At 46.7% G+C, this 24,241-nt stretch carries 29 protein-coding genes, 1 pseudogene and 1 riboswitch; of the genes and pseudogenes, 4 read left to right on the top strand and 26 right to left on the bottom strand.

What is annotated here, in order from left to right:
- Nucleotides 1-10: 10 nt before the first annotated feature.
- Together ACQE26_RS08290 and frlB are read right to left on the bottom strand one after the other, a co-directional pair.
- Nucleotides 11-1,279: an ABC transporter substrate-binding protein gene (locus ACQE26_RS08290; protein ID WP_500471234.1), complete on the bottom strand. Its 1,269-nt coding sequence runs from the start codon at nucleotides 1,277-1,279 to the stop codon at nucleotides 11-13.
- 80 nt (nucleotides 1,280-1,359) lie between these two features.
- The gene (frlB, locus tag ACQE26_RS08285) at nucleotides 1,360-2,346 is read right to left on the bottom strand and encodes a fructosamine deglycase FrlB (RefSeq protein ID WP_016938024.1); all 987 of its coding nucleotides are present in this window, start codon (nucleotides 2,344-2,346) and stop codon (nucleotides 1,360-1,362) included.
- Nucleotides 2,347-2,539: 193 nt separating this feature from the next.
- On the opposite strand from frlB, the gene ACQE26_RS08280 reads away from it, so the two are divergent.
- Entirely contained in the window at nucleotides 2,540-3,466 is a 927-nt protein-coding gene (locus tag ACQE26_RS08280) for a MerR family transcriptional regulator (protein WP_438420586.1), read from the top strand.
- A gap of 32 nt (nucleotides 3,467-3,498) precedes the next feature.
- Here ACQE26_RS08280 and ACQE26_RS08275 read toward each other — a convergent pair whose 3' ends face one another.
- The 3 genes and pseudogenes from ACQE26_RS08275 to ACQE26_RS08265 form a co-directional block, all read right to left on the bottom strand.
- Nucleotides 3,499-4,089 (bottom strand): sporulation delaying protein family toxin, encoded by a 591-nt coding sequence (locus tag ACQE26_RS08275; protein WP_060964350.1) that lies wholly within the window; start codon nucleotides 4,087-4,089, stop codon nucleotides 3,499-3,501.
- Between the two features lie 84 nt (nucleotides 4,090-4,173).
- Nucleotides 4,174-4,990: pseudogene (locus ACQE26_RS08270) on the bottom strand (sporulation-delaying protein SdpB family protein); the annotation flags it as partial.
- A 32-nt stretch (nucleotides 4,991-5,022) separates the two neighbouring features.
- Nucleotides 5,023-5,553 carry an SdpA family antimicrobial peptide system protein gene (locus tag ACQE26_RS08265; RefSeq protein ID WP_438420588.1) on the bottom strand — a complete coding sequence of 177 codons (531 nt, stop codon included), beginning with the start codon at nucleotides 5,551-5,553 and terminating at the stop codon, nucleotides 5,023-5,025.
- Between the two features lie 123 nt (nucleotides 5,554-5,676).
- Here ACQE26_RS08265 and ACQE26_RS08260 point away from each other — a divergent pair, with 123 nt between their 5' ends.
- The gene (locus ACQE26_RS08260) at nucleotides 5,677-5,949 is read left to right on the top strand and encodes a DUF1648 domain-containing protein (RefSeq protein ID WP_500471232.1); all 273 of its coding nucleotides are present in this window, start codon (nucleotides 5,677-5,679) and stop codon (nucleotides 5,947-5,949) included.
- A 39-nt stretch (nucleotides 5,950-5,988) separates the two neighbouring features.
- Here ACQE26_RS08260 and ACQE26_RS08255 read toward each other — a convergent pair whose 3' ends face one another.
- The 3 genes from ACQE26_RS08255 to ACQE26_RS08245 all read right to left on the bottom strand — a co-directional run bounded on the left by ACQE26_RS08255 (nucleotide 5,989) and on the right by ACQE26_RS08245 (nucleotide 8,284).
- Entirely contained in the window at nucleotides 5,989-6,363 is a 375-nt protein-coding gene (locus tag ACQE26_RS08255; RefSeq protein WP_003151888.1) for a nucleotide excision repair endonuclease, read from the bottom strand.
- Between the two features lie 66 nt (nucleotides 6,364-6,429).
- Nucleotides 6,430-7,545 (bottom strand): NAD(P)/FAD-dependent oxidoreductase, encoded by a 1,116-nt coding sequence (locus ACQE26_RS08250; RefSeq protein ID WP_500471231.1) that lies wholly within the window; start codon nucleotides 7,543-7,545, stop codon nucleotides 6,430-6,432.
- 37 nt (nucleotides 7,546-7,582) lie between these two features.
- Nucleotides 7,583-8,284, bottom strand: coding sequence for a class I SAM-dependent methyltransferase (locus ACQE26_RS08245; RefSeq protein ID WP_500471477.1), 702 nt, complete (start codon nucleotides 8,282-8,284; stop codon nucleotides 7,583-7,585).
- Between the two features lie 73 nt (nucleotides 8,285-8,357).
- Here ACQE26_RS08245 and ACQE26_RS08240 point away from each other — a divergent pair, with 73 nt between their 5' ends.
- Complete coding sequence (locus ACQE26_RS08240) at nucleotides 8,358-8,819, top strand: DUF2691 family protein (protein ID WP_500471229.1); 462 nt, start codon at nucleotides 8,358-8,360, stop codon at nucleotides 8,817-8,819.
- A 135-nt stretch (nucleotides 8,820-8,954) separates the two neighbouring features.
- Entirely contained in the window at nucleotides 8,955-9,791 is an 837-nt protein-coding gene (gene csn, locus ACQE26_RS08235; RefSeq protein ID WP_500471228.1) for a chitosanase, read from the top strand.
- 35 nt (nucleotides 9,792-9,826) lie between these two features.
- On the opposite strand, the gene sufB is transcribed toward csn, so the two are convergent.
- The 18 genes from sufB to ACQE26_RS08145 form a co-directional block, all read right to left on the bottom strand.
- Nucleotides 9,827-11,224 carry a Fe-S cluster assembly protein SufB gene (gene sufB, locus ACQE26_RS08230; RefSeq protein WP_007410090.1) on the bottom strand — a complete coding sequence of 466 codons (1,398 nt, stop codon included), beginning with the start codon at nucleotides 11,222-11,224 and terminating at the stop codon, nucleotides 9,827-9,829.
- A gap of 19 nt (nucleotides 11,225-11,243) precedes the next feature.
- Nucleotides 11,244-11,687, bottom strand: coding sequence for a Fe-S cluster assembly sulfur transfer protein SufU (gene sufU, locus ACQE26_RS08225; protein WP_003151877.1), 444 nt, complete (start codon nucleotides 11,685-11,687; stop codon nucleotides 11,244-11,246).
- Complete coding sequence (sufS, locus tag ACQE26_RS08220) at nucleotides 11,677-12,897, bottom strand: cysteine desulfurase SufS (RefSeq protein WP_045926011.1); 1,221 nt, start codon at nucleotides 12,895-12,897, stop codon at nucleotides 11,677-11,679. Before sufS ends, sufU begins: the two co-directional genes overlap by 11 nt.
- A complete protein-coding gene (gene sufD / locus ACQE26_RS08215; RefSeq protein WP_016938012.1) occupies nucleotides 12,897-14,210 on the bottom strand; it encodes a Fe-S cluster assembly protein SufD in 1,314 nt (437 codons plus the stop codon). Before sufD ends, sufS begins: the two co-directional genes overlap by 1 nt.
- A gap of 17 nt (nucleotides 14,211-14,227) precedes the next feature.
- Entirely contained in the window at nucleotides 14,228-15,013 is a 786-nt protein-coding gene (gene sufC / locus ACQE26_RS08210) for a Fe-S cluster assembly ATPase SufC (protein ID WP_003151872.1), read from the bottom strand.
- A gap of 177 nt (nucleotides 15,014-15,190) precedes the next feature.
- Nucleotides 15,191-15,343: a YuzK family famiily protein gene (locus ACQE26_RS08205; RefSeq protein ID WP_003151857.1), complete on the bottom strand. Its 153-nt coding sequence runs from the start codon at nucleotides 15,341-15,343 to the stop codon at nucleotides 15,191-15,193.
- 192 nt (nucleotides 15,344-15,535) lie between these two features.
- Entirely contained in the window at nucleotides 15,536-15,913 is a 378-nt protein-coding gene (locus ACQE26_RS08200) for a carboxymuconolactone decarboxylase family protein (protein WP_031306536.1), read from the bottom strand.
- 92 nt (nucleotides 15,914-16,005) lie between these two features.
- The gene (metQ, locus tag ACQE26_RS08195; RefSeq protein WP_500471227.1) at nucleotides 16,006-16,821 is read right to left on the bottom strand and encodes a methionine ABC transporter substrate-binding lipoprotein MetQ; all 816 of its coding nucleotides are present in this window, start codon (nucleotides 16,819-16,821) and stop codon (nucleotides 16,006-16,008) included.
- Nucleotides 16,822-16,834: 13 nt separating this feature from the next.
- Entirely contained in the window at nucleotides 16,835-17,503 is a 669-nt protein-coding gene (locus tag ACQE26_RS08190; protein WP_064778644.1) for a methionine ABC transporter permease, read from the bottom strand.
- Nucleotides 17,496-18,521, bottom strand: coding sequence for a methionine ABC transporter ATP-binding protein MetN (gene metN / locus ACQE26_RS08185; RefSeq protein WP_438420593.1), 1,026 nt, complete (start codon nucleotides 18,519-18,521; stop codon nucleotides 17,496-17,498). The genes ACQE26_RS08190 and metN overlap by 8 nt, the downstream gene beginning before the upstream one ends.
- A gap of 105 nt (nucleotides 18,522-18,626) precedes the next feature.
- Nucleotides 18,627-18,733, bottom strand: a riboswitch (SAM riboswitch).
- Between the two features lie 111 nt (nucleotides 18,734-18,844).
- The gene (locus tag ACQE26_RS08180) at nucleotides 18,845-19,195 is read right to left on the bottom strand and encodes an SCP2 sterol-binding domain-containing protein (protein WP_500471225.1); all 351 of its coding nucleotides are present in this window, start codon (nucleotides 19,193-19,195) and stop codon (nucleotides 18,845-18,847) included.
- A gap of 96 nt (nucleotides 19,196-19,291) precedes the next feature.
- Nucleotides 19,292-19,612 carry a thioredoxin family protein gene (locus ACQE26_RS08175; protein WP_016938005.1) on the bottom strand — a complete coding sequence of 107 codons (321 nt, stop codon included), beginning with the start codon at nucleotides 19,610-19,612 and terminating at the stop codon, nucleotides 19,292-19,294.
- An 8-nt stretch (nucleotides 19,613-19,620) separates the two neighbouring features.
- On the bottom strand, nucleotides 19,621-19,983 hold the full coding sequence (locus ACQE26_RS08170) for a toprim domain-containing protein (RefSeq protein ID WP_438420595.1): 363 nt from the start codon (nucleotides 19,981-19,983) through the stop codon (nucleotides 19,621-19,623).
- Between the two features lie 67 nt (nucleotides 19,984-20,050).
- Complete coding sequence (locus ACQE26_RS08165) at nucleotides 20,051-20,287, bottom strand: YusG family protein (protein WP_016938003.1); 237 nt, start codon at nucleotides 20,285-20,287, stop codon at nucleotides 20,051-20,053.
- Nucleotides 20,288-20,341: 54 nt separating this feature from the next.
- Nucleotides 20,342-20,725, bottom strand: a complete 384-nt coding sequence (gene gcvH, locus ACQE26_RS08160) for a glycine cleavage system protein GcvH (RefSeq protein ID WP_500471223.1) — start codon at nucleotides 20,723-20,725, stop codon at nucleotides 20,342-20,344.
- A 59-nt stretch (nucleotides 20,726-20,784) separates the two neighbouring features.
- Nucleotides 20,785-21,141 carry an arsenate reductase family protein gene (locus tag ACQE26_RS08155; protein WP_049627325.1) on the bottom strand — a complete coding sequence of 119 codons (357 nt, stop codon included), beginning with the start codon at nucleotides 21,139-21,141 and terminating at the stop codon, nucleotides 20,785-20,787.
- 113 nt (nucleotides 21,142-21,254) lie between these two features.
- Nucleotides 21,255-23,039: an acyl-CoA dehydrogenase FadE gene (locus tag ACQE26_RS08150; protein ID WP_500471222.1), complete on the bottom strand. Its 1,785-nt coding sequence runs from the start codon at nucleotides 23,037-23,039 to the stop codon at nucleotides 21,255-21,257.
- Between the two features lie 18 nt (nucleotides 23,040-23,057).
- A complete protein-coding gene (locus tag ACQE26_RS08145) occupies nucleotides 23,058-24,233 on the bottom strand; it encodes an acetyl-CoA C-acetyltransferase (protein WP_003151841.1) in 1,176 nt (391 codons plus the stop codon).
- Between the last annotated feature and the right edge of the window lie 8 nt (nucleotides 24,234-24,241).

Below are 24,241 nucleotides of genomic sequence, written 5' to 3'. Positions count from 1 at the left end.
TTTCTTTGATTTATTCAGCTTGCGCCCTCACTTGCTTCGCTGCTTTTTGAACGGTCTTCATCACCTGCTCCGGTGTCATGTCGCCGCCAAGCATTTGCTGGACGCTCGTTAGGTACGCATCTGCGACTTCAACATCGACATCCATATCAAACCATGGAACCATTGATTTCGCATCAACAATATGCTGAACGGCTTCACGCTGGACGGCTGTAGAATTTTCTTCAGTTGCCGTTCCTTGCACCGCACTGTATTTTCCGACATCTTTGACGAGCTTTTCCCCCATTTTCTTCGACGTCAGAAACTGCAAAAATTCCACCGCTTCCTTCGGATGTTTTGTTTTTGAGGAAATCATGAATCCTTCCGGCGCTCCCGTTAACGCTTCTGAAGATCCTTTTTGCCCGCTGATTTCAGGGAATGGGAACATCCCCAGATTCACCGGTTCAACCAGCTTGATCTCCGCTGTTTCCGCATATATCATCGCCGACTTTCCGCTCTTAAATTGCTGCCTTACATATTCGTGGTCGACGGAGTTTACATGTTTATTGAAGTAAGGCATCAGCTCCTGAAGCTTTTCAAGTGCTTTTACATAGCCTTCATCGGTAAATTCACCTGTTTTGGCGTTATAGTCCTTTTCCCGGGTTTTTTCATCGACCATCCGCTGATTGAGCGTGCCGATATAGTGGGAGATTGTCCAAAGTGCTCTTGTGCCGAAGCTGATCGGTGTGTAGCCATGTGCTTTCAGCTTCTTTGACACATCGATTAATTCGTCCCATGTCTTCGGCGGATTAAGGTTCAGTTTTTGAAAAATGTCTTTATTATAGAAGAATGATTTAGCGTCCATTTGCCATGGCACGCCATATTGCTTGTTTTCATAAGTAAACGGTGTAATTTGCGATTGAACGAGCTGTGATGACCAATCGGTATCATTTTTGTAGTAGGACGAGAGATCAAGTGCTTTATTGCCTTTAATGAATTTAAAAGCAAACTCGTCGCTCCAAGAGAAGTAAATGTCTGGAGGACTGGTGGTTCCCAGCATAACCTTAATTTTGTCTTTATAGGAGTCATTCAAAACGGATTCAATTTGAATGTCGATATCCGGGTGCTTTTTTTCAAATTCCTTTACAACCTCTTGAAAGTAACTTTTTTCCGGCTCCTTCGGCCATCTGTGGAAAAATTTCAATGTCACCTTTCCGTCCGCTGAACTGCTCTGACTCGAACAGCCTGCAATGGTGAGCAAACTGACAGCTGCAATGATCAAGAACAACAACATTTTCTTCAAAGGGTTGGCCTCCTCTGGACACTAGACTATAATGTTATATAACATTATAGTCTAGTGCATAATGGTTCCTCATTTTCAGATCAATACTCAACTTTCCACATGTATCTTCTATGAGATAAAGGATGATTTCTCGCCTCTGCCAGTTCGTCTGCATAGCTTCTCAGCACACGGTTGAGGACAAGCGGGGCAAGATAGCCTTTAACTGAATCGTCAATTGCAGTGAAATCGTAGGATGCGGCATCAAGCACAGTGAGCTTTCTGCCATACTTTTTCGAGAAGGAAAGCGCCCGCTCTTCAAGAGGTCTTGTTTCGTCTAAGCCGAGCAGGATAATAAATGGAACGGATTCATCAATGATTTCGAACGGTCCGTGAAAATATTCTCCGGCATGAATGGCGTGGGAATGAATCCATTGCATTTCCATGAGAATGCAGATGCTGTAGGAGTAAGCGACACCGTAGTTTGCACCGCTTGCCATTGTGTAAATGATGCTTTCTTTTTCATGAGCTTTTGCGAATTGCTGTGCGTTGTCAGCTTCCTGCTTAAGGGCTCCTTCATACACAGCCTGTAATTGGTCTAAGCCTTCAATGGCCTGCTCAAATTTCGTGTTTTTTTCTAAAACTTGCAGGGTGCCGAAAACGATTTGATACAAAACGCCATAGTTCGTATTGATCGCAAGCGCCTCATCACCCCAATCGTACTGGGCAACATATTGCGCTTCCTGTGCTAAAGGAGACTCCGGTTTATACGTCATCGCAATCGTAAGTGCGCCTTTGCCCCTTGCAAACGCGGCAGCTTTAACTGTTTCCGGGGTATTCCCCGAATGCGAGCACAAAATAACAAGAGACTTTTCACCAAGCTGAACAGGGTTGCGCTGGATAAATTCGTTTGAGCTGTAAAGGTCTGAGCTGATTGATTTTGACTCCCTGTCAAACACATATTTACTCGGATACATAATGGCCGAAGACCCTCCGCAAGCGACAAAGAAGACATGGTCAATGGTTTTCCCTTTCAAATCCTGCAAGAAAGCTTGAACCTCACGATTTACTTTTGCTGTGGCCTGACTCAAATCCTTCACTCCTTATTTTTATTATATAACGTTATATAACATTATATATTGTTATATTAATCGCAATAAAGGTGTGTTGTCAATTATATTTTCTGAAATTTCTAAAATATAAAGCGAGATCGCCTTAATTCCCGCACTCTCTTGACCTGACCCTTAGAGACACGTTTAGAATAAAAGCAGGGAGTGATGCAGAATGAATATAAAAGAAGCCGCCCGGCAGACGGGTCTCACGAAAAAAGCCATCAAATATTACGAGCAGGAAGGTTTAATCACCGTCAGCAAAAACCCTGATAACGGATACCGTGAGTATTCCGCAAAGGATGTAAATACACTGAAAATGATTGCCGCCCTCCGAATGCTGGCACTTTCCGTAAGCGATATTAAAGCGTTCCTCTTAGAGGGCAGCAGCCTGCATGAGATACTGCAGCAGCAGCATCAAAAGCTCAGCCGGCAGATTGAAGGGCTTGAGCAGGAACGGAAACTCACCGAACTGCTGCTCAAACGCGTGGAGGGTGCAGAAAATGTCGATTCCATTTTACATGACATCGGCGAAGTCCAAATAGACGAACCGAAGTATATGGGGCTTCAGCTGAAAAAACTGTTCCCGGGAGATTTCGGAAAATTTATCGCCGCGCTGTTTGAACCGTTCCTCGACTTTTCTATTGATACAGATGAGAAAAAAACGACATGGGCGGAGCTTATTAAAGTATTGGATGATATGGAAGAAGTGCCGGCCGCACACCCGATGATGCAACTGGTCGGCAGCGAGGATCCGGCTCAGCTCCAGCAGCACAAAGCCCAGCATGACCAATTCATCGAGCGGATTTTGGAGAGAGACCCCGCTACTTGGGACACTCATAAAAACACAATCATTCAGCTCGTAAAAAGAGTGCAGACAGATGAAGAATACAGAGAAAACCTGATCAAGGTCGGGGAATCCGCTTCGGATCTGCCGGCACTTAAGGCAGGTTCGCCTTTCAGCAATCTCCTTCAAAAGCTCAGTCCGACCTATGACAAATACGTGCGCCTTCAGCTTGAACTGAAAAAAGAAGCCGACGAGGAGCTCGGCTTTGATTCAGAGGCATATTTAAAAAAGATGCTGCAAATAAAAAAACGCTAAGGCCGATTTCCTTAGCGTTTCTTTCTTCAGCTTCAGTGCTGCGCATTAATGCGGTCCACGACATTAGCGATGAGCTGCTCTTTGCCTAAGTCGGAATCTTCGTCAACGCTTGCTACGGTCAAAATGATGGCCGCTACCGCAAGAGCGATCGTCTCAATGGCGGCTGCCGCGTTTAAAAACACCCAAACTGCCGTTGCGCATTGGCCGATGGCCGTTGATTTTCCTTTGTCCATGCTTTTTTTGTCAAATTCTTCTTTCAGCACTTTCGCCATAATCTGTGAACCTTGATCAATGACGCTGTTCACTTTCTCATAATCGCCGCTGTAGACAGCCGTTTTTAACTTTTTAAAATAATCCGGCGATGACTTTTTAATATCAGCGATCACCTGATCGGAAACTTGCTTTAATTCGTCCTGATTAATCTTTTTGACAGCTTTGGTATCCCATACCTCGGGAAGAAGCTTTGCGACCTCACCTTGTCCAAAAAAGATGCCGGAAAAAATGTCTTCACCCGAATAAGAGACGGCTGGCTTCGTTTGCGCTGTGGCATGCGGGCCGACTAATGCGACCATTAAAACAAACACCAGCAGCATGGCGGCAGCTGACCTTTTACTTTTAACCATATAATTTCCTCCTTTTCCTTTTATTGAGAAAATTGTATCTGATAAAATAGGGATTGTAATGGTTCAAAGCTACTGTTTTCTCTGCCGGCACCAAAAACAGGACCAAAATACCAGACACTGTAATGGAAAATGAGGTAAGCCCAAGCATGACAGCAAAAATTTCATGCATAAAAATGGATATAAACAAGATCAGGCGCCAATATTTTTTCGGAGCGAACAAAGCGCAGAACATAATAGTTTGCACAATGAGCGTGCCCCAAGTCGGGATGATGACAAGCTTTGACTGCAACATAAAGTCAAACAGACTGTGAAGCGCATCCGGCAGCCCCAGCATCGGATCGTTCAAATAGTAATAAACGGCGGTGCCGTTCTGCCACTCTTCTTCCATCAGTTTGGCAATGACGGAGTTAAAGTACAGCATCGCGACCTGTATTCTGATGATTGTCAGTGTCGCCCAGCATAAGGAACGGTAATAAGGCTCAAGCGGCCTTTTCTCAAAAGACGCTTCGTACGGAGACCAGTGCCATTTCCGCGGATCAGTTAATGTCAAGGGGAGCAGCAGCAGCGTAAAGACGGCAGCCACCTGATCTCCCCCGTCAAGGGTAACGGCGGAGTTTTGGAAGCTGTATGAAATCCACCAGTGAAAAAAACCGGTTAGGCGGGGCCGCCAGCCAATGACAACCAGAATTAAAATACAGATACAAACGGCTTTGACGACCTCAATGTAACGGAAATCGGGAAACAGCAAGAACAGGCTGAACGTATCGGAAAAGCTGAGCATTTGATTTTGCGTTTTAAAGAAGACAGATGCCGGATTGAACAGCAATGTCAGAAGCGTGCCGAGCGCGATTAAACTTCTGGCAAGACCATACACATTTGTCCAAGGAGGATTCTTCATCATCCATAAGGTGAGCTGCTTTTTTGCATCCTGAATCAATTGACATCCACTCCGATGTATTTTTTGATGGTTCGTTTCGTTTCAGTATGGCTGCTCCATGCCCATGGGGTAATGCGTTCATATGTAATGATCATTTTTCCTTTCAGCCTTGGGGAGGGAGACTCATTTTTCACCTTCAAAAATGTGGTATTCTTAAAGTCTTGGCCGGCCGTGAAGTCGTTCCACTTTTCTTTGGAAGGCAGCTTTTCCAGCATAAGGCCGAGTTCTATCCCTTGCGTCCGTCCGTGCCGATTTAAGCCGATCACGTTTTTCAGAGAATTATTCGGCCATCTGAGCTCCTCCCCGGCATCAAGAAGATAGATATTCAGGCTGTCTTCTCTCGGATCTTTACTGAAAAACCCCCAGCTTTGCGGATAAATCATAGAAACGGTTTTGGATTGATGTTTGGTTAATTGGATGGCGGAGCTTGGCAGTGCCGCGATAACGGTTAAAAACAAAACGATGATCCAGGCGGCCATGATAAAAAGAAAGAATGAAAACATGCCGGTTTGCTTCTTGTCAGTCAATCGAAACCCTCCTATTGTTTGGAAATTTCATTGACATGATTATACACCATCCAACAGGTAAAATATTGATAAATTAGATTTTTAGGACTAATATACTATTATATGTAAAAAAGGAGTGTTCATATGTTTTTGATGAATGATAAGGTGCTGTGGGGAGCTGTGGCTCTCGCCTTTATTCTGTCGATTGTGTGTTATCCGTTGCTTCCTGCTGATATGGTCATCCACTATGATGTGTCGAACCGTCCGAATACAGCTATTAATAAAACGGCCGGCGTTCTGATTTTACCCGTGCTTATGGTTGTCTGTATGTTATTCAGAAAACGGATCGTCCAGTTATTCCTCGTCGTATACTTTCTGCTGATCGTCCACATCGCGGTGCTGTGGCTGGCACTGTAACAACAATAAAACCGGAGCCTTGAAGGGCTCCGGTTTTCCTTATTTATAAAATACTTTCTCAATGTTGTATTTTGACTGAAGGGTATTGATCGCGTACGTTTCGTAAATCTCCCTTTCCATCGGATCATTGACGACACATACTTCAATTTTATACACTTCGTCCCTGTGATGTTTAACAGGCGACACATTGTCTTCAAAATGCTTTTTGATTCTTTGTCTTAATTTACGGGCTTTCCCGACAAACAGCAGCTCATCATGAATGTTATAAAACATAAAGATGCCGCCTTTGTCTCTCGGAATTCGGTGAAAATCAATGAAACCGTAAATCGCTTTAATCGCCGGTTCATTTTCCGACGGTGACTGCTGCCGTTCCGTAATGGTTACATCAGGAGCAGGAAGGTTTATTTTTATCAAAATGGGTCACGTCCTCTTATTCATTAAAGCTCCATCCTATCATAAGAATGCGCTAAAAGCTATTTTTTATTCAAGCGCCCCGGCCGGATCATAAAGGCTCAAATCAATTTCTGTCTGCTGATCGAGCGCGAGTTTCGCCAGTTCAGCCCCCAGATACGGCCCGCTCGTCAGCCCTGAGGCGCCCAGCCCGTTGGCAACGAGAAGTCCGCTGATATTCGGCAGTCTGCCGATGACGGGTAGAAAACCGGGAGTAAACGGCCGGAAACCGACTCTTGTCTCCATCAAAGTACTATCTGAAAGCCCCGGCGCCACGGTTAATGCTTTATCAAAAATCTCGCGGAGACCGCCGGCCGTCACCCGCAAATCCATGCCGGTATCGTTTTCATGAGTCGCGCCCGCTACAATCCGGCCGTTTGCAAACGCGAGAATGTATTGATCATTTGGAGGCATGACGACCGGCCAGCCGCCCGTATCCTCATCCTGAAGCTCTAAATGAACGATCTGCGCCTTTTGGTACGATACTGAAAAGCGGATGCCGAGCGGCTCAAGCAGCTCTCTCGCCCAAGCGCCGGCTGTTACGAGAACCTGATCGGCCAAAAGCGTGCGTTCTGCGGTTTTCACACCGATGACGGCACCGTCCTCTGTCAATATTGACGCCTCTTCATTGTAAACAGCCGCGCCGTGCTTAACGGCAGCGTTTAACAGCGCCTTACGAAGCGCCCTCCCGTTCACCCGGGCCGCACCGCTGATATGAACCGCTCCGTATTCCTCCGACAGCGCAGGAAACAATGCCTTCGTTTCTGCCGGAGTCAGTCTCGTAATGTCACCGATTTCAGGAGCGTCCTCTCTTCTTTTATAAGCTCTTTCCTCCATTTGGCTGAGCTTTTTTTCATCCGTATGGAGACTGACGGCACCGACCTTTTGATAACCGGTGTCCGTTTCTCCGTCGGCTTCAAGCTGCTGTATCAATTGGTTATAATAACGGGCTCCGCCTTTTGCGATCGCATACCATGCCTGATTGCGGCGCTGCGACAGCCACGGGCAGACGATTCCCGCCGCCGCGTCAGTCGCCTGCCCCTTGTGTTTCCGGTCAATGACCGTTACATCCGCACCGGCCTTTGCGAGATGATAAGCCGCTGACGCACCGAGAATGCCGGCTCCGATAATGATATAAGACTTCATGTGTAACACCTTTTCTGTCTGTTTTGTCTTATTTATTTTAACAAATGGAGCGCCCGGTTCCTACCGGAGTCCTGACAGCAATGATGAGTTTCGAAAACGGAAACGTATAATAAAAGGAATAAGTTCTTGTCTGGAAGCCGTTTTCCTCAAGAAGCTTTCTGTATTGAGACGTATTTTTTATATCTGACACAGCCAATGTGCCGCCAGGTTTCAGCACTCGCGCCATTTCCGCGATCGCCCGTTCCCTCTCTTTTCTGCCTGAAATGTTGTGTACGACAAAATGTGAAATGACAAGGTCAAACGTTTTATCAGGAAACGGCATATCTTGCGCGAGTCCGTCATACAAAGCAATTTCCCGCGCTCCTTCTGTCCGTCTGTTCTTTTCAAATGCGTCTCTCCCGTTTCCGCCCAGATCCCAGCCTGACCATTTGTCAATCGCTGAGACGTCAGCGCCTTTTTGAGCCGCGGCAATCGCTAACAGCCCCCGTCCCGTCCCAATATCAAGCACCTTCATGTCCGGCTTTAAACCGGAAAGCGCCAGAATACGATGGCGGTGTGAAAGTTGAATGGCCGTTGAATACAAGAGCATCCAAAGTCCGAGCACTAAAAACAAGGCGCCCGTCAGCCAGCCCCAGAAAACAGGAATCATGCCGCATAACGTGCCTGCGGCATAAAGGATCGCAAGTAAAATAAACCCAAAAGCCCCATAAGGCGCATCAATTCCGTATCGTGTTGTTATACCGTCAAGCCCTTTCAATATTTATCCAACTAGTATACCATAATATTCAAAAGCCGAAAGGAGAGAGGACAATATGAAACGCGGCATTACCTTTGACATCCCAAATCAATTCGGACGGTTTGCGGCAGACATATTAAAACCGTTCCCCATCTCTTCCTATACGTGGTTTATCGGTGATGGAGAGGCGTATACTGAGTTCAAAGAAGACACCGATACAGACCTGTTTCCGCAAAATCAGCGCATCATTGAGGGTCAAGAACTCCGTCAGCGTCTGGAAGGAAACCTTTATTATATGATTTTTGCTGAATTGAAAGCTTTCCCGAGCGGGATGGTAACGGAAATCAATACGTACGAGGAGTATGTGGAGAGTTCCTGTGAACTTGTGCTTCTCATCGCGGATTGCTCGTATGTAACGTTATATTGCAAAGATCCGGACATGCTCGAAGCTCTTTTTCAGCAGGCTGTACAATGCGGGTTTCATCGCATTGACTATGTTACAGATGAGAATGATGAGAGAACGGAATTATCTGTCTGATGAAGATGCGTTCTTTTTATGAAGCGCCGGATAGGGCTTATGATTCAAAATATTGACAAATTCGTGTGTTTTCAACAAAAAATAACCCCCTCATGTATACTGAGTGCGTAACTTACATATGAAAGGGGTATGACAATGAAAATCAGTTTGAAAAAAAAAGCAGGTTTTTGGAAGAAGACGGCGGTTTCATCTCTTATTTTCACCATGTTTTTTACCCTGATGATGAGCGGTACGGTTTTTGCGGCCGGGCTGAATAAGGATCAGAAGCGCCGGGCGGAACAGCTGACCAGCATCTTTGAAAACGGCAAGACGGAAATCCAATACGGCTATGTTGAAGCATTGGATGACGGAAGAGGTTACACCTGCGGCCGGGCCGGCTTTACGACGGCTACCGGAGATGCCCTGGAAGTAGTCGAAGTATACACGAAAGCGGTGCCGAATAACAACTTGAAAAAGTATTTGCCTGAATTACGGCGGCTTGCGAAGGACGAGAGCGATGACATCAGCAATCTGAAAGGATTCGCTTCTGCCTGGCGCTCACTTGGCAATGATAAGGCCTTCCGCGCTGCCCAGGATAAGGTAAATGACAGCTTGTATTATCAGCCGGCGATGAAACGTTCAGAGCAAGCCGGACTGAATACAGCATTAGCAAAAGCGGTGATGTACGATACGGTGATTCAGCACGGCGACGGCGATGATCCAGACTCCTTCTATGCCCTGATTAAACGCACGAACAAAAAAATGGGCGGGTCACCGAAAGACGGAACCGACGAGAAGAAATGGTTAAATAAATTTTTGGATGTACGCTATGATGATCTGATGAATCCGTCAGATGAGGACACCCAGGATGAATGGAGAGAATCGGTTGCCCGTGTCGACGTTTTCCGCGATATTGTCAAAGAGAAGAACTACAATTTAAACGGGCCGATTCATGTCCGGTCAAGCGAATACGGAAATTTCACGATTCAATAAACAAAAAAACCCCGCCATGTGGCGGGGTTTTACTATTAACCGATGGAGCCTTCCATTTCGAACTTGATCAAACGGTTCATTTCAACTGCGTATTCCATCGGAAGTTCTTTTGTGAACGGCTCGATGAAGCCCATAACGATCATTTCAGTTGCTTCTTCTTCAGAAATACCGCGGCTCATCAAGTAGAAAAGCTGTTCTTCAGAAACTTTTGATACTTTCGCTTCGTGCTCCAATGAAATGTTGTCGTTCAGAATTTCATTGTAAGGGATTGTATCAGAAGTTGATTTGTTATCCATAATGAGCGTATCGCACTCGATGTTTGAACGGGCGCCGTCCGCTTTCCGTCCGAAGTGGACGATTCCGCGGTACGTTACTTTTCCGCCTTGCTTTGAAATCGATTTTGATACGATTGTGGATGACGTATTTGGTGCAAGGTGAATCATTTTCGCACCTGCGTCCTGATGCTGTCCTTTGCCCGCAAGAGCGATAGAAAGCGTCATGCCGCGCGCGCCTTCACCTTTCAGAATGACAGCCGGATATTTCATCGTCAATTTAGAACCGATGTTTCCGTCAACCCATTCCATTGTCGCGTTTTCTTCACAAACCGTACGTTTCGTTACAAGGTTGTAAACGTTGTTCGCCCAGTTTTGGATTGTTGTATAACGGCAGTAGCCGCCTTTTTTGACGATGATTTCAACAACCGCGCTGTGAAGTGAGTTTGTCGTGTACACAGGAGCCGTACAGCCCTCTACGTAATGAACGCTTGCTTCTTCGTCAACGATGATCAGCGTGCGTTCGAACTGGCCCATGTTTTCAGAGTTGATACGGAAGTACGCTTGAAGCGGTGTTTCAACCTTCACGCCTTTTGGCACGTAGATGAAAGATCCGCCGGACCATACAGCTGAGTTCAGCGCCGCAAACTTGTTATCAGTCGGCGGAATGACTTTCGCCCAGTGCTCGCGGAAAATGTCTTCATTTTCTTTCAGCGCGCTGTCTGTGTCTTTGAAGACGATGCCTTGCTCTTCAAGATCTTCTTTCATGTTGTGGTACACAACCTCAGATTCGTACTGTGCAGAAACACCGGCAAGGTATTTTTGCTCAGCTTCAGGAATACCGAGTTTGTCGAATGTCTGTTTAATTTCCTCAGGCACTTCATCCCAAGAACGCTCTGAACGCTCAGACGGTTTTACGTAGTACGTAATTTCGTCAAAGTTTAAAGAGTTTAAATCCCCGCCCCACTGCGGCATCGGCATGTTGTAGAAATGCTCAAGAGATTTCAGGCGGAAATCAAGCATCCATTGAGGCTCTTCTTTCATGCGTGAAATTTCTTCTACGATTTCTTTTGTCAATCCGCGCTCTGAACGGAAAATGGAAACGTCCTTATCGTGAAAACCGTACTTGTATTCACCAATTTCAGGCATTTTTTTAGCCATCCATTTTCACTCCAATCTTTTAATTGCCGCCTTTTTCGCCAGCGACTCCTTTTTCAAGTGCTTTCCATGAAAGGGTGGCACATTTAATCCGGGCCGGGAATTTCGAAACGCCTTGAAGGGCTTCAATATCCCCGAGATCTATTGAGTCGTCATACTCTTTCCCTTGCATCATGTCTGAGAAAATCTTAGACATGGAAAGGGCGGTATCAATATCTTTTCCTTTAATCGCCTGCGTCATCATGGAAGCTGAAGCCATGGAGATGGAGCAGCCTTCCCCTTCAAACTTCGCTTCCTGAACGGTATCGCCGTCAAGCTTCATTGTCAGTCTGATCCGGTCGCCGCAAGTCGGGTTGTTCATATCGACGACGATGCTGTCATCCAAAACCCCTTTGTTGCGCGGATTTTTGTAATGATCCATGATCACTTGTCTGTATAATGTATCTAAATTTGCATTAAAAGACATTTGTAAAGTACTCCTTTGTCTTTTGGAGAGCTTCCGCGAGCTTATCGATCTCTTCCTCTGTATTATACAGATAAAAACTCGCTCTCGCAGTAGCAGATACATCCAGCCATTTCATGAGCGGCTGGGCGCAGTGATGGCCGGCTCTGACCGCAATGCCCTCAGCATCAAGGACAGTCGCGACATCATGAGGGTGAACCTCATCAAGGTTAAATGTCACAAGGCCCGCCCGCTCTTTCGGTCCGTATACCGTCACGCCGTCGAGCTGTTCGAAACGGTCAAGCGCATAGGCCGCAAGCTTATGCTCATGCCGGGAAATCTCGTCGAGTCCGACCTCTTCAAGAAAATCAATCGCGGCTCCCAATCCGATTGCGCCTGCGATAATCGGCGTGCCTGCTTCAAACTTCCACGGAAGCTCTTTCCAAGTTGATTCATAAAGCCCTACAAAGTCGATCATCTCGCCGCCAAATTCGGCCGGCTCCATATTCTCAAGCAGTTCTTTCTTGCCGTACAGCACGCCGATTCCCGTCGGGCCGCACATTTTATGGGAAGAAAGCGCGAAGAAGTCGCAATCCAGATCCTGAACATCGATTTTCATGTGCGGTGTGCTCTGCGCTCCGTCCACCACGATGACCGCGCCGTTGTCATGAGCGATTTTGGCGATTTCTTTAATCGGGTTGATCGTGCCGAGCACGTTTGACACATGAGCGACCGCCACGATCTTCGTATGGCTTGTGACCGTCTGCCGGACGTCTTCCAGCGAAAGCGTGCCGTCTTCCTGCATCGGGATATACTTTAAAGTCGCGCCGGTTGCTTTTACAGCCTGCTGCCACGGGATGATATTCGCATGATGCTCCATTTGGGTGATGACCACTTCATCACCTGGTTTTAAGCTGGCGCGGGCATAGCTCAGCGCCACCATATTCAGTGAAGTTGTCGTGCCTTTTGTGAAAATGACCTCAGCCATTGACTTCGCATTGATAAACTTACGGACTTTTTCACGCGCTCCTTCATAGCCGTCTGTCGCTCTTGTGCCAAGAGTATGGACGCCTCTGTGAACATTGGAATTGTATTTGCTGTAATACTGATCCACTGCTTCAATGACAGACCGCGGCTTCTGAGAAGTCGCCGCGCTGTCAAGGTACACGAGGTCATGTCCGTTCACTTGCTGATGAAGGATCGGGAACTGTTCACGAATATCAGTGATATTCATTATTTTACTTTCCTTTCGATGACGGAGACGAGCTGTTTCTTAACTCCTTCAATCGGAAGTTCTTTTACCACCGGAGCAAGGAATCCGTAAATGACTAAGCGTTCCGCTTCTTCTTTCGCAATTCCCCGGCTCATCAGGTAGTAAAGCTGAATAGGGTCCACACGGCCGACAGATGCCGCATGTCCTGCAGTTACATCGTCTTCATCAATTAACAGAATCGGGTTTGCGTCGCCTCGTGCTTTTTCACTCAGCATCAAGACGCGGGATTCCTGTTCAGCGTTTGCTTTAGACGCGCCGTGCTCAATTTTGCCGATGCCGTTAAAGATGGAAGATGCGGCATCTTTCATGACTCCGTGCTTCAGAATATAGCCTTCTGAAGCTTTACCGAAGTGGATGATCTGCGTCGTAAAGTTTTCCGTCTGTTCTCCTCTTCCGACAACCACGGTTTTCGTATCGCCGTATGTGCCGTCTCCGTAGAGGTTTGTTGTGTTTTCAGAAATCGTGTCGCCGTCGTTCATCAGACCGAGCGCCCACTCGATTTTGCTGTCGCGTCCGCGCGCGGCTCCGCGGCGGTTGACGTATGTTGTGACGCCTGCTGACAAGTTGTCAACGGCACCGTACGTCACGCTGGCATTATCACCTGTGATCACTTCACTGATAATGTTGAATACAGCTTCTTTCGGATTCACCGTGCTGATATAGTTCTCAACGTAAGTGACGGAGCTGTGGTCTTCAGCGACGATCAGCACGTGGTTGAACAATGCCGTGTCATTGCTTTCATGAACGTAAACGGCCTGAACAGGCGTCTCCACCTGAACGTTTTTAGGAACATAAAGGAATGCTCCGCCGTTCATTAATGCCGCATGAAGCGCAGTCAGTTTATGCTCGTCGACCTTTACTCCGTCTTTCATGAAGTATTTCTCAACGAGGTCGCTGTGCTCACGGGCAGCCGTTAAAATGTCCGTGAAAATAACGCCTTTGTCTTTCAGCTCTTTAGAGAGAGACAGGAATGCAGGCGTTTGGTCACGCTGCACATATAACGTTTTGTCTTCGTTTTCGATATCGATCAGCGCTTTTGCTTCATCAGCTAAATCTTCCAAAGAAGCAAGCGGCGCGTTTTCTACTGTATGCTTGTTGAACTTTGTAAAGTTCCAATTTGTGATTTTTGTTTTATCAGGCTTAGGCAGCGGCAGATCTTCAGCTTTTTCAAGAGCCTGTAAGCGCAGGTTTTTCAGCCAGGCAGGTTCTTGATGCTTTTCGGAAAAGCCTTTGACATATTCCTGATCTACGGATAGTTTCGTTTCCAATGTCATGTTAATCCCCCTAACGCTTACGCTTCTTGACCTACAGTTTCGTCTTCAATGCCGAGTTCTTGTTTAATCCAGTCATAACCTTCCGCTTCAAGGCGCTGTGCAAGCTCCGCACCGCCTGATTTCACAACGCGTCCCTGCATCATAACGTGAACGACATCCGGCGTGATGTAGTTCAGAAGGCGCTGATAGTGAGTGATCATTAAGCAGCCGAAGTTTTCGCTGCGCATTTTGTTGATTCCTTTAGAAACGACTTTAAGCGCATCGATATCAAGACCTGAATCGATCTCGTCAAGAATGGCGATTTTCGGCTCGATCATCATAAGCTGAAGGATTTCGTTGCGTTTTTTCTCTCCGCCTGAGAAACCTTCGTTCAGGTAACGCTGCGCCATTTCAGGGTCCATTTCAAGGAACTCCATGTTTTCGTCCATTTTGCGGATGAATTTCATAAGAGAAATTTCATCGCCTTCTTCGCGGCGTGCGTTAATCGCAGAGCGAAGGAAGTCGGCATTCGTCACACCGCTGATTTCACTTGGGTACTGCATCGCAAGGAAAAGACCCGCCTGAGCGCGCTCGTCCACTTCCATTTCCAGTACATCCTTGCCGTCAAGCGTGATGCTGCCTTTAGTGACTTCGTATTTCGGATGTCCCATAATCGCTGCAGAAAGCGTTGATTTACCGGTACCGTTCGGCCCCATGACAGCGTGGAATTCGCCGCCTTTTATTTCAAGGTTTACACCTTTTAAGATCTCTTTTCCTTCGATTTCAACGTGAAGATCCTTGATCGTTAATGTTGAAGCAGCCATATCTATACCTCCAAAAATATATAATCATTATTCTCAATTTATTCTCATTCTAATTTTATAACAAATGAAAAGTAAATACAACTTTTTATATTACCCGGAACATTCCTAAAGTTTATCAAAGATCAGGGTGTAATTAAAGCTGTTTAAAACAGAAAAAGGGCGGAATTCCACCCTTTTTTACTGACCGATTTTCTCATTAAGCTGCGCTGCGAGGAACTTGCTTTTTTGGTACTCAAGCTCCCTCTGCCGTTCGACTTCCATCCTTTTTGAAAGACGCCGTCCGTATTCCTCGTAGCCGATGCCGTGTGACTTCTGCATCGCTTTTTCCATTTCAGGCGTATAGTCAAGGTCCAGTCTCTCGTGGCTGGTGCAGATAATGAATCAATCCCTTCATATATTTGCTTCTATTGTAACAATGATCCTCTGCTCCGGCCAAAGGGAGTGTGCCCCTGAATCCTTTCGAATGTGCCGGTAACCGGCGCTGGCTTTATCTGAAAAACGGTATTCATACGATTGCTCTTTCTAATGCGTTGTATGTCCGAATTCCTGAATGCACTGCTGCACGAGGGTTACTCCCTGACTGAGAGCCGCGCCTCCCCCGAATGCCGCCGCGACGCTGATGACCTCAAGGATGTTTTCCTCTGTCGCACCCTGATCAAGACAGCCTTTCGTGTGATAAATCATGCAAAATTCATCTTGAGCGCTGATGCTGATGCCCAGAGCGATTAATTGTTTCTCTTTTTCAGTTAATGAATCCGCTGAAAAACACTGTTCAGTAAATTCATTAAACTTCCGCCCCATCATCGGCATTTTTTGCTCGAATATGCCTAAACCTTCTTTATATTGTTTCAATGCGTCATGCACGCTTTTTCCGTTATCCTGGTATTGAGCCACTGCCATTCCCTCCAATCGTTAACCTTCCTTTTTATTATGGACAGTTCTCCGATTAATACCCGAAAAAAACCCCGGATGATCCATCCGGGGTTTTTGCTTTATTCAGATACAGGAAGCACGGCTCCGTCGTATTTTTTCTCAATAAAGTCTTTGATTTTCTTAGAGTGAAGCACTTCCATAAGCGCTTTGATTTTCGCTGATTTTTCGTCGCCTTTTCGCACAGCGATGATGTTTGCGTACGGGTTGTTTTTCGTTGATTCCACTTGAATCGCATCTTTTAACGGATTCAGTTTGTTTTGAATCGCATAGTTGACGTTAATGAAGACTGCATCGCCTTCTTCTTCATTATATGCTTTCGCCGTTAATTCAGGGGCGATTTTTTTGAATGTCAGGTTTTTCGGGTTTTTCGTAATGTTTTTCGTAGTGGCGTCAATCGTTTTTACCTTCGGATCAAGTGTAATCAGTCCGGCTTTTTCAAGCATCGCCAGCATACGGCCTTGTTCAGCGACGTTGTTTGTCATGATGATGGTCGCGCCTTTAGGCAGGTCTTTCAGTGATTTGTATTTTTTCGTATAAATACCGAACGGCTCAAGGTGAACGGCTCCGGCATTCACGAGTTTGTAATCTTTATTTTCTTTCATTTCCTGTTCAAGGTAAGGAACATGCTGGAAGTAGTTCGCATCCACTTCATTATCAGCTAACGCTTTGTTGTACATTTTGTAATCGTTCAGCACTTTTACTTTTAATGTGTAGCCTTTTTCCTTCAGGAGCGGCTCCGCTTCTTTTAAGATTTCAGCGTGCGGCGTCTTTGTCGCAGCGACGACGATTTCCTTTTTATTTGATCCGTTTGATCCGCAGGCGGCCAAAACTCCCGCGAACACAAGCAGCAGCGCACTTAGTACAATCTTTTTCAATGTAAATCCTCCCTTATCTTTTGTCTATTATATTTGTAATCACATCACCGATGATTTGAATGATAAAGACGATGATGAGTATAAATACTGTCGCTACAAACGTTACATCCGTATTATTGGACTGGTACCCCTCTACATATGCAAGGTTTCCGAGTCCGCCTGAACCGATGGCGCCGGCAATGGCGGTAGATCCGATCAGGGCGATGGCTGTAACGGTGATGCCCGAAATTAACGCAGGCATTGATTCAGGAATCAGCACTTTGAAGATAATCGTCGATGTCTTTGCTCCCATTGATCTGGCAGCTTCGATGACTCCTTTATTGACTTCCCGCAGCGCGATTTCAACAAGCCGGGCATAAAACGGCGCGGAGCCGATAATCAGCGCAGGCAATGCGGCGTTCGGCCCTAAAATCGAGCCGACTAAAATCTTAGTAAAGCCGAGAAGCAGAATAATTAAAATAAGAAACGGAATAGACCTGAAAATATTAACGACCGCCGCAATCACGGTGTTAATGATTTTATTTTCCCATAAGCTTCCCTTGCCCGTTAAAAAGAGCAGAAGACCGAGTATCGCTCCGATGACAAATGAAAAGACTAAGGCGATGACCGTCATATAAAGGGTCTCGTATGTGGCCGTCCACAGCTCGGTTAAATCAACGTTCGGGAACCATTTTTCAAACATTTGTGATCACCTCTGCTTCTACCTGTTTGTCTTTGATGAACCGGATCACGTTTTCTACTTCTTTTTCCTGACCGTCAATATGGATGAATAAAGAACCGTAGGCTCCGTCCTTCGTCTGTGAGATTTTCCCCTGCAGAATATTGACGTCCACCTCAAAGTTTCGGATCATCTCCGTAATGAGGGGCTGCTCGGCGGCCTGCCCGACAAATGAAAGCTGAATCGTTTTTCCTGTCGCGGTTTCCTGCAGAAAATGCTGGATGGTTTCTTTCGTCTCCTCCGGTTCTGTCACCTGCTGAACGAAACGCTTGGTCATCGGTTCGCGCGGGTTTCTGAAAACTTGGAGCACTTCGCCTTCTTCAACGACTTTCCCGTTTTCCATAACGGCGACTCTGTTGCAGATTTTTCGGATGACGTGCATTTCATGGGTAATGAGCACGATCGTCAGACCGAGTCTGTCATTTATATCGGATAAAAGATCCAAAATTGAATCGGTCGTCTGCGGGTCGAGCGCTGATGTCGCTTCATCGCACAGAAGGACTTTCGGATTGTTGGCGAGCGCCCGGGCGATGCCGACACGCTGCTTTTGACCGCCGCTCAGCTGTGACGGATAAGACTTTTCTTTCCCCTCTAATCCGACCAGTTTAATCAGCTCATCGGCGCGGCGGACCCGTTCGCTTTTTTTCACGCCGGCGATTTCCAGCGGAAACATAATGTTCTCCCGAACGGTGCGCGACCACAAAAGGTTAAAATGCTGGAAAATCATGCTGATTTCCTGGCGCGCTTTTCTCAGCCCGCGGCTGCTTACTTTATTTAATTCCGTCCCCGCAACTTCCACGATACCTGACGTCGGCTTTTCAAGGCCGTTCAAAAGACGGATTAAGGAACTTTTACCAGCTCCGCTATATCCTATAATTCCAAATATTTCGCCCTTTTTGATATCAAGAGTGACATCTTGGACAGCATTGACATCCCCATGCTTCGCTTTATAAATTTTTGAAACATTTTGAAGATGGATCAAAGCAATCACCTGCCTTACACTATTCTAAGAAATCTTCCGGTTTTCTACGCAAAAGAAAAGCCTTTCTGCAAAAATGAGCAGAAAGGCTTATTGAAAAAGGCCTTTCTCTCATCTTTCAAAGCAGACCGCTTTGAGTGAATTGGCACCATTTCAACATCGTTGATGGTTGCCGGGCTTCATAGGGCACTTCCCTCCACCTCTCTTGATAAGAGAAAACATATCGTATTTTCGTCCGGAAATTCTTACTGTAGAATAGCACGGCGAATGATAAAAAGTCAATAAAATAAATAATGGAAGCTATTGTCACATAGTAGATTGGCAGTTTACGGCCGTTTGCTGATCGTCTGAAAAAATCCGTTTGTCAGCCAGAGGATGGCCTCCAGCTTCAGCAGGGCCCGGAATGATCCTTTCACTTTGAGTTTTCCGCTTTGGATGAGCTTCTGCAAAGAGACATCACCGTGCAGGAGATGGATGATTTCCGTCTGGTTTCCGTAAAAGGTCAAATTAGATTTTTCCTTTGAAACCGACGTTTTTCTCATTTCTCCCTGTCCGTTAATTGAGACCGTTAAGGCTTCCTTTTCTCCCTGGAATGTAATCAGCAGCGTTGAGGCGTTTAATAGCGGTTTCAAAAACAGATGCTGTCCGTCATTCTCCAAAACTTCTATTTTCTCCACTCGTATAACCTCCCGTTTTAATGGCCATACATACACTTTCTCTTTTTAACGGACAGAACCCTTTATAAACCGCACGACATTTTCCTGTAAAAATTGTCACATCGGGAACGTTTGCGATGTTTTTTGTTTAATCAGCTCATATAAATAAGAAACGGAGCGGAAGGCGTATCCTTTCTCAACAAGTTCTCCGCCTTTAAACAGCAAAAAGCACGGAACGCTCTCAATCTGATAGGCTTTGGCGAATGCGGGGGAATAATTCACGTTGTTTTTATAGAAGGCGGTGCCGGGCAGCATTTCTTCGACGACAGAAAGCATCTTGGACGCCAGCTGGCATGTGCCGCAAAACGGGGTGTACAAATACAGGAGATAGACGTCATCCTGAATCAATTCGAGTTCATTTTCTTGGAGTTCTTTCATTTTGATTATCACCTCAGGTCGTTCTTTTTCAAAAATACAGGGTCTGCATCAAGGCCGGCTCTGATCAGCACAGATGCGAGATGATGGCCCGGGCACGACTCGACTTGCCTGTATGTTCTGTCTATATAGATATGGCGCGCTTCGGGAAGCTCCCGTTTCAGCTGTTTTCTTAATTTTTCTCCGGATTCATCTGCGTCCGTTAATATAAAGACGTCTCTGTCAAACAGGCGGTCCGCCAAATCTTCCAGTTCGGTTTGGCCGATCGTCCCGTTTGTACAGACGATTTCCGCGGGTTCGATGAGCACTTCTCTGACTTTGATTTTATCCGATTTCCCTTCTACGATGATCACCTTTTCATCTTCGTTGTTCATAAGCATCACCTGCCGATTGTTTTAGCGTCAGATTAAAAAAGAAGGCAGTGAAATTCACCGCCAACTGTTAACACCAGCCGTTCTCATAATCGCAATCCACATATTTCGGATCACTGCCGTTTATGACATCGGCTGTTTTATAAAATTTTTGATTCTCAAATGAAAAGCCCTGTTTGAGCTCGTACTGGTTCATGCCTGTCATCTCGCCGATGGCTTCATTTTCATGAAACAAGGAAAACCGGCCGTTTTGAAAGCGGCCCGTGACGTTTTCCGTCACATCGACCTTTTGTTTATCAAAAGCCATATTAGACACCTCCCGTTACAGATAGAATGTCCAAATGGCCCTTTTGCTATCCGATCAGTCTTCCTGTGTCATTTCGTCATACTGCTCGGAAGTCATGAGGTTTTCGATTTCTTTAGCATCAGCCGGTTCCACGACGATCATCCACGCTTTTTCATACGGAGATTCGTTTACGAATTCAGGGCTGTCATCAAGGTCTTCGTTCACTTCCGTCACCGTTCCGTTAATCGGTGCGTACAATTCGGATACGGTTTTGACGGATTCTACGCTGCCGAATGGCTCGTCCGCTTTAATTTCAGCGCCGACTTCCGGAAGCTCGACAAATACGATATCGCCAAGTTCGGCTTGCGCGAAATGTGTAATCCCGATACGGGCTTTTCCGTCCTCAACTTTGACCCATTCGTGCTCTTTGGAATAACGCATATCTTTCGGTGTGCTCATCTAAATCCCTCCAATTTTTTCTTATAATAAGAAGATACCATAATTCTTAGAACGCGGCATTACATCCAATATTTTTCGAATTGGTCTTCTTTGAAGCCGACAGTGACTTTTTCGCCGTCTGTCGTAATCGGGCGTTTCAGGAGCATACCGTCAGATGCCAGAAGGTCAAGCTGTTCATCCTCTGACATATGATACAGTTTTTCCTTTAGGTTCAGCTCGCGGTATTTCATGCCGCTCGTGTTGAAAAACTTTCTCAGCTCAAGGCCGCTCTTTTCATAGAGGTCTTTAATTTCTTCTTTCGACGGAGTTTCCTCCACAATATGTATCTCGTTTATTTCCTTACCGCGGTCTTCCAGCCATTTTTTCGCATTACGGCACGTTCCGCATTTAGGGTACCAGTAAAAATTTAACGACATCTTCTTCACCCCTTGTAAATGATCGTCGTTATTTTAACACAATCACTTGTAAAAACCTATAACGTTGCTTCATGAAAAAGCGCTCCGGATGAAGGAGCGCTTACAGCATGTGATCAGACGATATATTTTTCTTCACGGAAGACAGCGGCAGCCGCTTCACGTTTTTTCCGGATCAGATTTTTCGGTGTCAGGCGCGTCAGTTTGCGCAGCACGGAAAGCATCATGCGGAGGGAATCTCCTTCCTCCATGGCGATCAGTGATTCTTTGGCATGCGCTTCAATATTCTGAAGGGCTTCCTGGGCAAAGATCTCCGTATATAACAGCTTTTGCGCGGCTTTTTCGGCACCGTCCGCCGCAATCGCTTTTTCCGTTCTGAGGACAGCAGATTCCAAAGCGTACACCGCGCTGACGATATCAGCGATGTTCACCATGAGTTCCTGCTCGCCTTCGATCTCTTTTCCGTATTTCTGCGCCGCGAGCCCCGCTGTCAAGAGGGCGATCTTTTTCGCCTGTCTGACAATGTATTTTTCCTGTTCAAGAGGCTCTGAGCCCGGCTCTTCAGGCATCAGCATCATGAGCTCTTCCTGGAGCGCCTTCGCTTTTTCAAAGAGCGGAAGCTGCCCTTTTACGGCTTTTTTCAGGAACGTGCTCGTTACGATCAGGCGGTTGATTTCATTTGTGCCTTCAAAAATTCTGTTGATTCGCGAGTCACGATAGGCGCGCTCCACTTCATATTCCTGCATAAACCCGTAACCGCCGTGAATTTGAACGCCTTCGTCGGCAATGTAATCAAGCGTTTCAGATCCGCACATTTTGTTGAGCGAGCATTCAATCGCGTACTCGGCGATTGACTTTGCGACTTCGCGTCCGTCTTTTTGCGCTTCTTCCGTCAGCCGGCTCATATTATCTTCGAACAAGCCCACTGTTCTGTATACAGAGCTCTCCATGGCGTAAAGCCGTGCCGACATTGTCGCAAGCTTTTCCTGAGTGAGCGTGAAGCTTGAAATCGGCGTTTTAAATTGCCGGCGCTGGTTTGCGTAAGCGGCAGACAGCTCAATCACCCGTTTAGAAGCGCCGATTGTGCCGACGGCAAGCTTGTAGCGTCCGATATTCAGGATATTAAAGGCGATGACATGGCCTTTTCCGATTTCGCCAAGAAGGTTCTCTTTCGGCACTTCCGCCTGATCTAAAATCAGCGTTCTCGTCGATGAACCTTTAATCCCCATTTTTTTCTCTTCAGGGCCTGTTGACACGCCCGGATAATTTTTCTCTACGATAAATGCGGAAAACTTATCTCCGTCCACTTTTGCGTAGACGACAAAGACATCTGCAAAGGCGGAGTTAGTAATCCATTGTTTTTCTCCGTTGAGAATATAATGTGTGCCCGCTTCATTCAAAACGGCCGTTGTTTTCGCGCCGAGGGCATCTGAACCTGAACCGGGCTCAGTTAAGGCGTATGCCGCGATTCTTTGTCCTGAAGCCAAGTCCGGCAAATAGGTTTTTTTCTGTTCTTCCGTTCCGAAGAACACGATCGGCAATGAGCCGATACCGACGTGAGCGCCGTAAGATAGCGAAAAGCTGCCGGCACGCGAAAATTTTTCCGTAATGAAGGCTGAACTGATTTTATCCAAGCCGATGCCGCCATACTCTTCAGGCACGTCTGCTCCGAGGAGGCCCAAGTCTCCGGCTTTTCTGAGCAGTCTGACTGAATGCTCAAACTGATGGTTTTCAATTTCATCAATATAAGGAAGCACATCGTTTACGACATAGTCTTCTGTCGTTTTGCCGATCATTTTATGTTCGTCTGTAAAGTCCTCCGGAGTGAATATTTGATCATATCCCGTCTCCTCAATCAGAAAGCTGCCGCCTTTTTTGACGTTGACCGTTTCCTGTTTCATATTCGTTTCCCCCTTTGTTTAAATGAGCTCAAATACGCCGGCAGCGCCCATGCCGCCTCCGATGCACATCGTCACCACGCCGAATTGCTCGTTTCTCCGTTTCATTTCATGTATGAGTGACAGGGTCAGCTTCGTCCCCGTGCAGCCGAGTGGATGTCCGAGCGCGATGGCGCCCCCATTGACGTTCACCTTTTCTTCATCTATTCCCAGTGATCTGATAACTTGAATGGCCTGTGAAGCAAAGGCCTCATTCAATTCAAAAAGCCCGATATCCTGCAATTCGAGTCCGGCAAGCTTGAGCGCCCGCGGAATAGCTTCAATCGGACCGATCCCCATGACCTCAGGGGGAACGCCGCCTACGGCAAAGGAACGGAATTTGACTAGCGGCGCCAATCCGAGCGACGAAGCTTTTTCGCGATCCATCAGCATGACAGCAGCCGCGCCGTCACTCGTTTGTGAAGAGTTCCCGGCCGTCACGGTTCCCGTTTTAGAAAAAGCCGGACGGAGCTTTGCCAATACGTCAGCCGATGTGCCGGGGCGCACGCCTTCATCTTGAGAAAAGGTAAATTGTTTTTTCCGCGGCTTATGGTCATCCCCGACTTCTGTCAGCGATACTTCAACCGGCACGATTTCGTCATTAAATTTCCCTTCTTTAAGGGCTTTCGCGGCATTCTGATGGCTGCGGACGGCAAATGCATCCTGGTCTTCTCTGGATACGCCGTATGTTTCGGCGACCTGCTCCGCTGTGTGCCCCATACTCATGTAATACTCAGGCGCATGCTCCGCCAAAGCGATATTCGGGCGGGTCACATGCCCCATCATCGGAACTTGCGACATGGATTCCGCCCCGCCGGCGATGACGGTGTCGCCCGCGCCGATCATAATTTTTTCCGCACCGTAAGCGATGGATTGAAGTCCGGAAGAGCAGTAGCGGTTCACCGTAATGGCCGGCACCGTATGAGGAAGCCCCGCCAGCGCACCGATATTCCGCGCCATATTTAATCCTTGTTCGGCTTCTGGTGTTGCACATCCGATAATTAAGTCATCTATGTTTCCTTCATAGCCTCCTGCCCGTTTCAGCGTTTCTTTCACACAAAGCGCGCCTAAATCATCAGGACGAACGGCTGCAAGCGACCCTTTTTTCGCTTTACCGACCGGCGTTCTCGCACCGGCCACAATGACTGCTTCTCTCATAAACACCC

It is taken from the genome of Bacillus sp. 5RYD7K (assembly GCF_059831465.1).
Note: the sequence above shows the minus strand (reverse complement) of the source record. Positions and strands in the feature narration are given on the sequence as shown.

Bases quoted from the DNA above. Each gene is read 5' to 3' on its own strand.
- ACQE26_RS08250 (WP_500471231.1), bottom strand. From the start codon at position 7,545: ATGAAGTCTTATATCATTATCGGAGCCGGCATTCTCGGTGCGTCAGCG.
- ACQE26_RS08280 (WP_438420586.1), top strand. From the start codon at position 2,540: ATGAATATAAAAGAAGCCGCCCGGCAGACGGGTCTCACGAAAAAAGCC.
- sufC (WP_003151872.1), bottom strand. From the start codon at position 15,013: ATGGCTGCTTCAACATTAACGATCAAGGATCTTCACGTTGAAATCGAA.
- sufS (WP_045926011.1), bottom strand. From the start codon at position 12,897: ATGAATATCACTGATATTCGTGAACAGTTCCCGATCCTTCATCAGCAA.
- ACQE26_RS08145 (WP_003151841.1), bottom strand. From the start codon at position 24,233: ATGAGAGAAGCAGTCATTGTGGCCGGTGCGAGAACGCCGGTCGGTAAA.
- gcvH (WP_500471223.1), bottom strand. From the start codon at position 20,725: ATGAGCACACCGAAAGATATGCGTTATTCCAAAGAGCACGAATGGGTC.
- ACQE26_RS08275 (WP_060964350.1), bottom strand. From the start codon at position 4,089: ATGGTTAAAAGTAAAAGGTCAGCTGCCGCCATGCTGCTGGTGTTTGTT.
- csn (WP_500471228.1), top strand. From the start codon at position 8,955: ATGAAAATCAGTTTGAAAAAAAAAGCAGGTTTTTGGAAGAAGACGGCG.
- ACQE26_RS08260 (WP_500471232.1), top strand. From the start codon at position 5,677: ATGTTTTTGATGAATGATAAGGTGCTGTGGGGAGCTGTGGCTCTCGCC.
- ACQE26_RS08165 (WP_016938003.1), bottom strand. From the start codon at position 20,287: ATGGCTTTTGATAAACAAAAGGTCGATGTGACGGAAAACGTCACGGGC.
- ACQE26_RS08200 (WP_031306536.1), bottom strand. From the start codon at position 15,913: ATGGCAGTGGCTCAATACCAGGATAACGGAAAAAGCGTGCATGACGCA.
- sufU (WP_003151877.1), bottom strand. From the start codon at position 11,687: ATGTCTTTTAATGCAAATTTAGATACATTATACAGACAAGTGATCATG.
- ACQE26_RS08240 (WP_500471229.1), top strand. From the start codon at position 8,358: ATGAAACGCGGCATTACCTTTGACATCCCAAATCAATTCGGACGGTTT.
- ACQE26_RS08175 (WP_016938005.1), bottom strand. From the start codon at position 19,612: ATGAAAGAACTCCAAGAAAATGAACTCGAATTGATTCAGGATGACGTC.
- ACQE26_RS08170 (WP_438420595.1), bottom strand. From the start codon at position 19,983: ATGAACAACGAAGATGAAAAGGTGATCATCGTAGAAGGGAAATCGGAT.
- ACQE26_RS08190 (WP_064778644.1), bottom strand. From the start codon at position 17,503: ATGTTTGAAAAATGGTTCCCGAACGTTGATTTAACCGAGCTGTGGACG.
- sufB (WP_007410090.1), bottom strand. From the start codon at position 11,224: ATGGCTAAAAAAATGCCTGAAATTGGTGAATACAAGTACGGTTTTCAC.
- ACQE26_RS08155 (WP_049627325.1), bottom strand. From the start codon at position 21,141: ATGTCGTTAAATTTTTACTGGTACCCTAAATGCGGAACGTGCCGTAAT.
- ACQE26_RS08150 (WP_500471222.1), bottom strand. From the start codon at position 23,039: ATGAAACAGGAAACGGTCAACGTCAAAAAAGGCGGCAGCTTTCTGATT.
- sufD (WP_016938012.1), bottom strand. From the start codon at position 14,210: ATGACATTGGAAACGAAACTATCCGTAGATCAGGAATATGTCAAAGGC.
- ACQE26_RS08205 (WP_003151857.1), bottom strand. From the start codon at position 15,343: ATGGAAAAAGCGATGCAGAAGTCACACGGCATCGGCTACGAGGAATAC.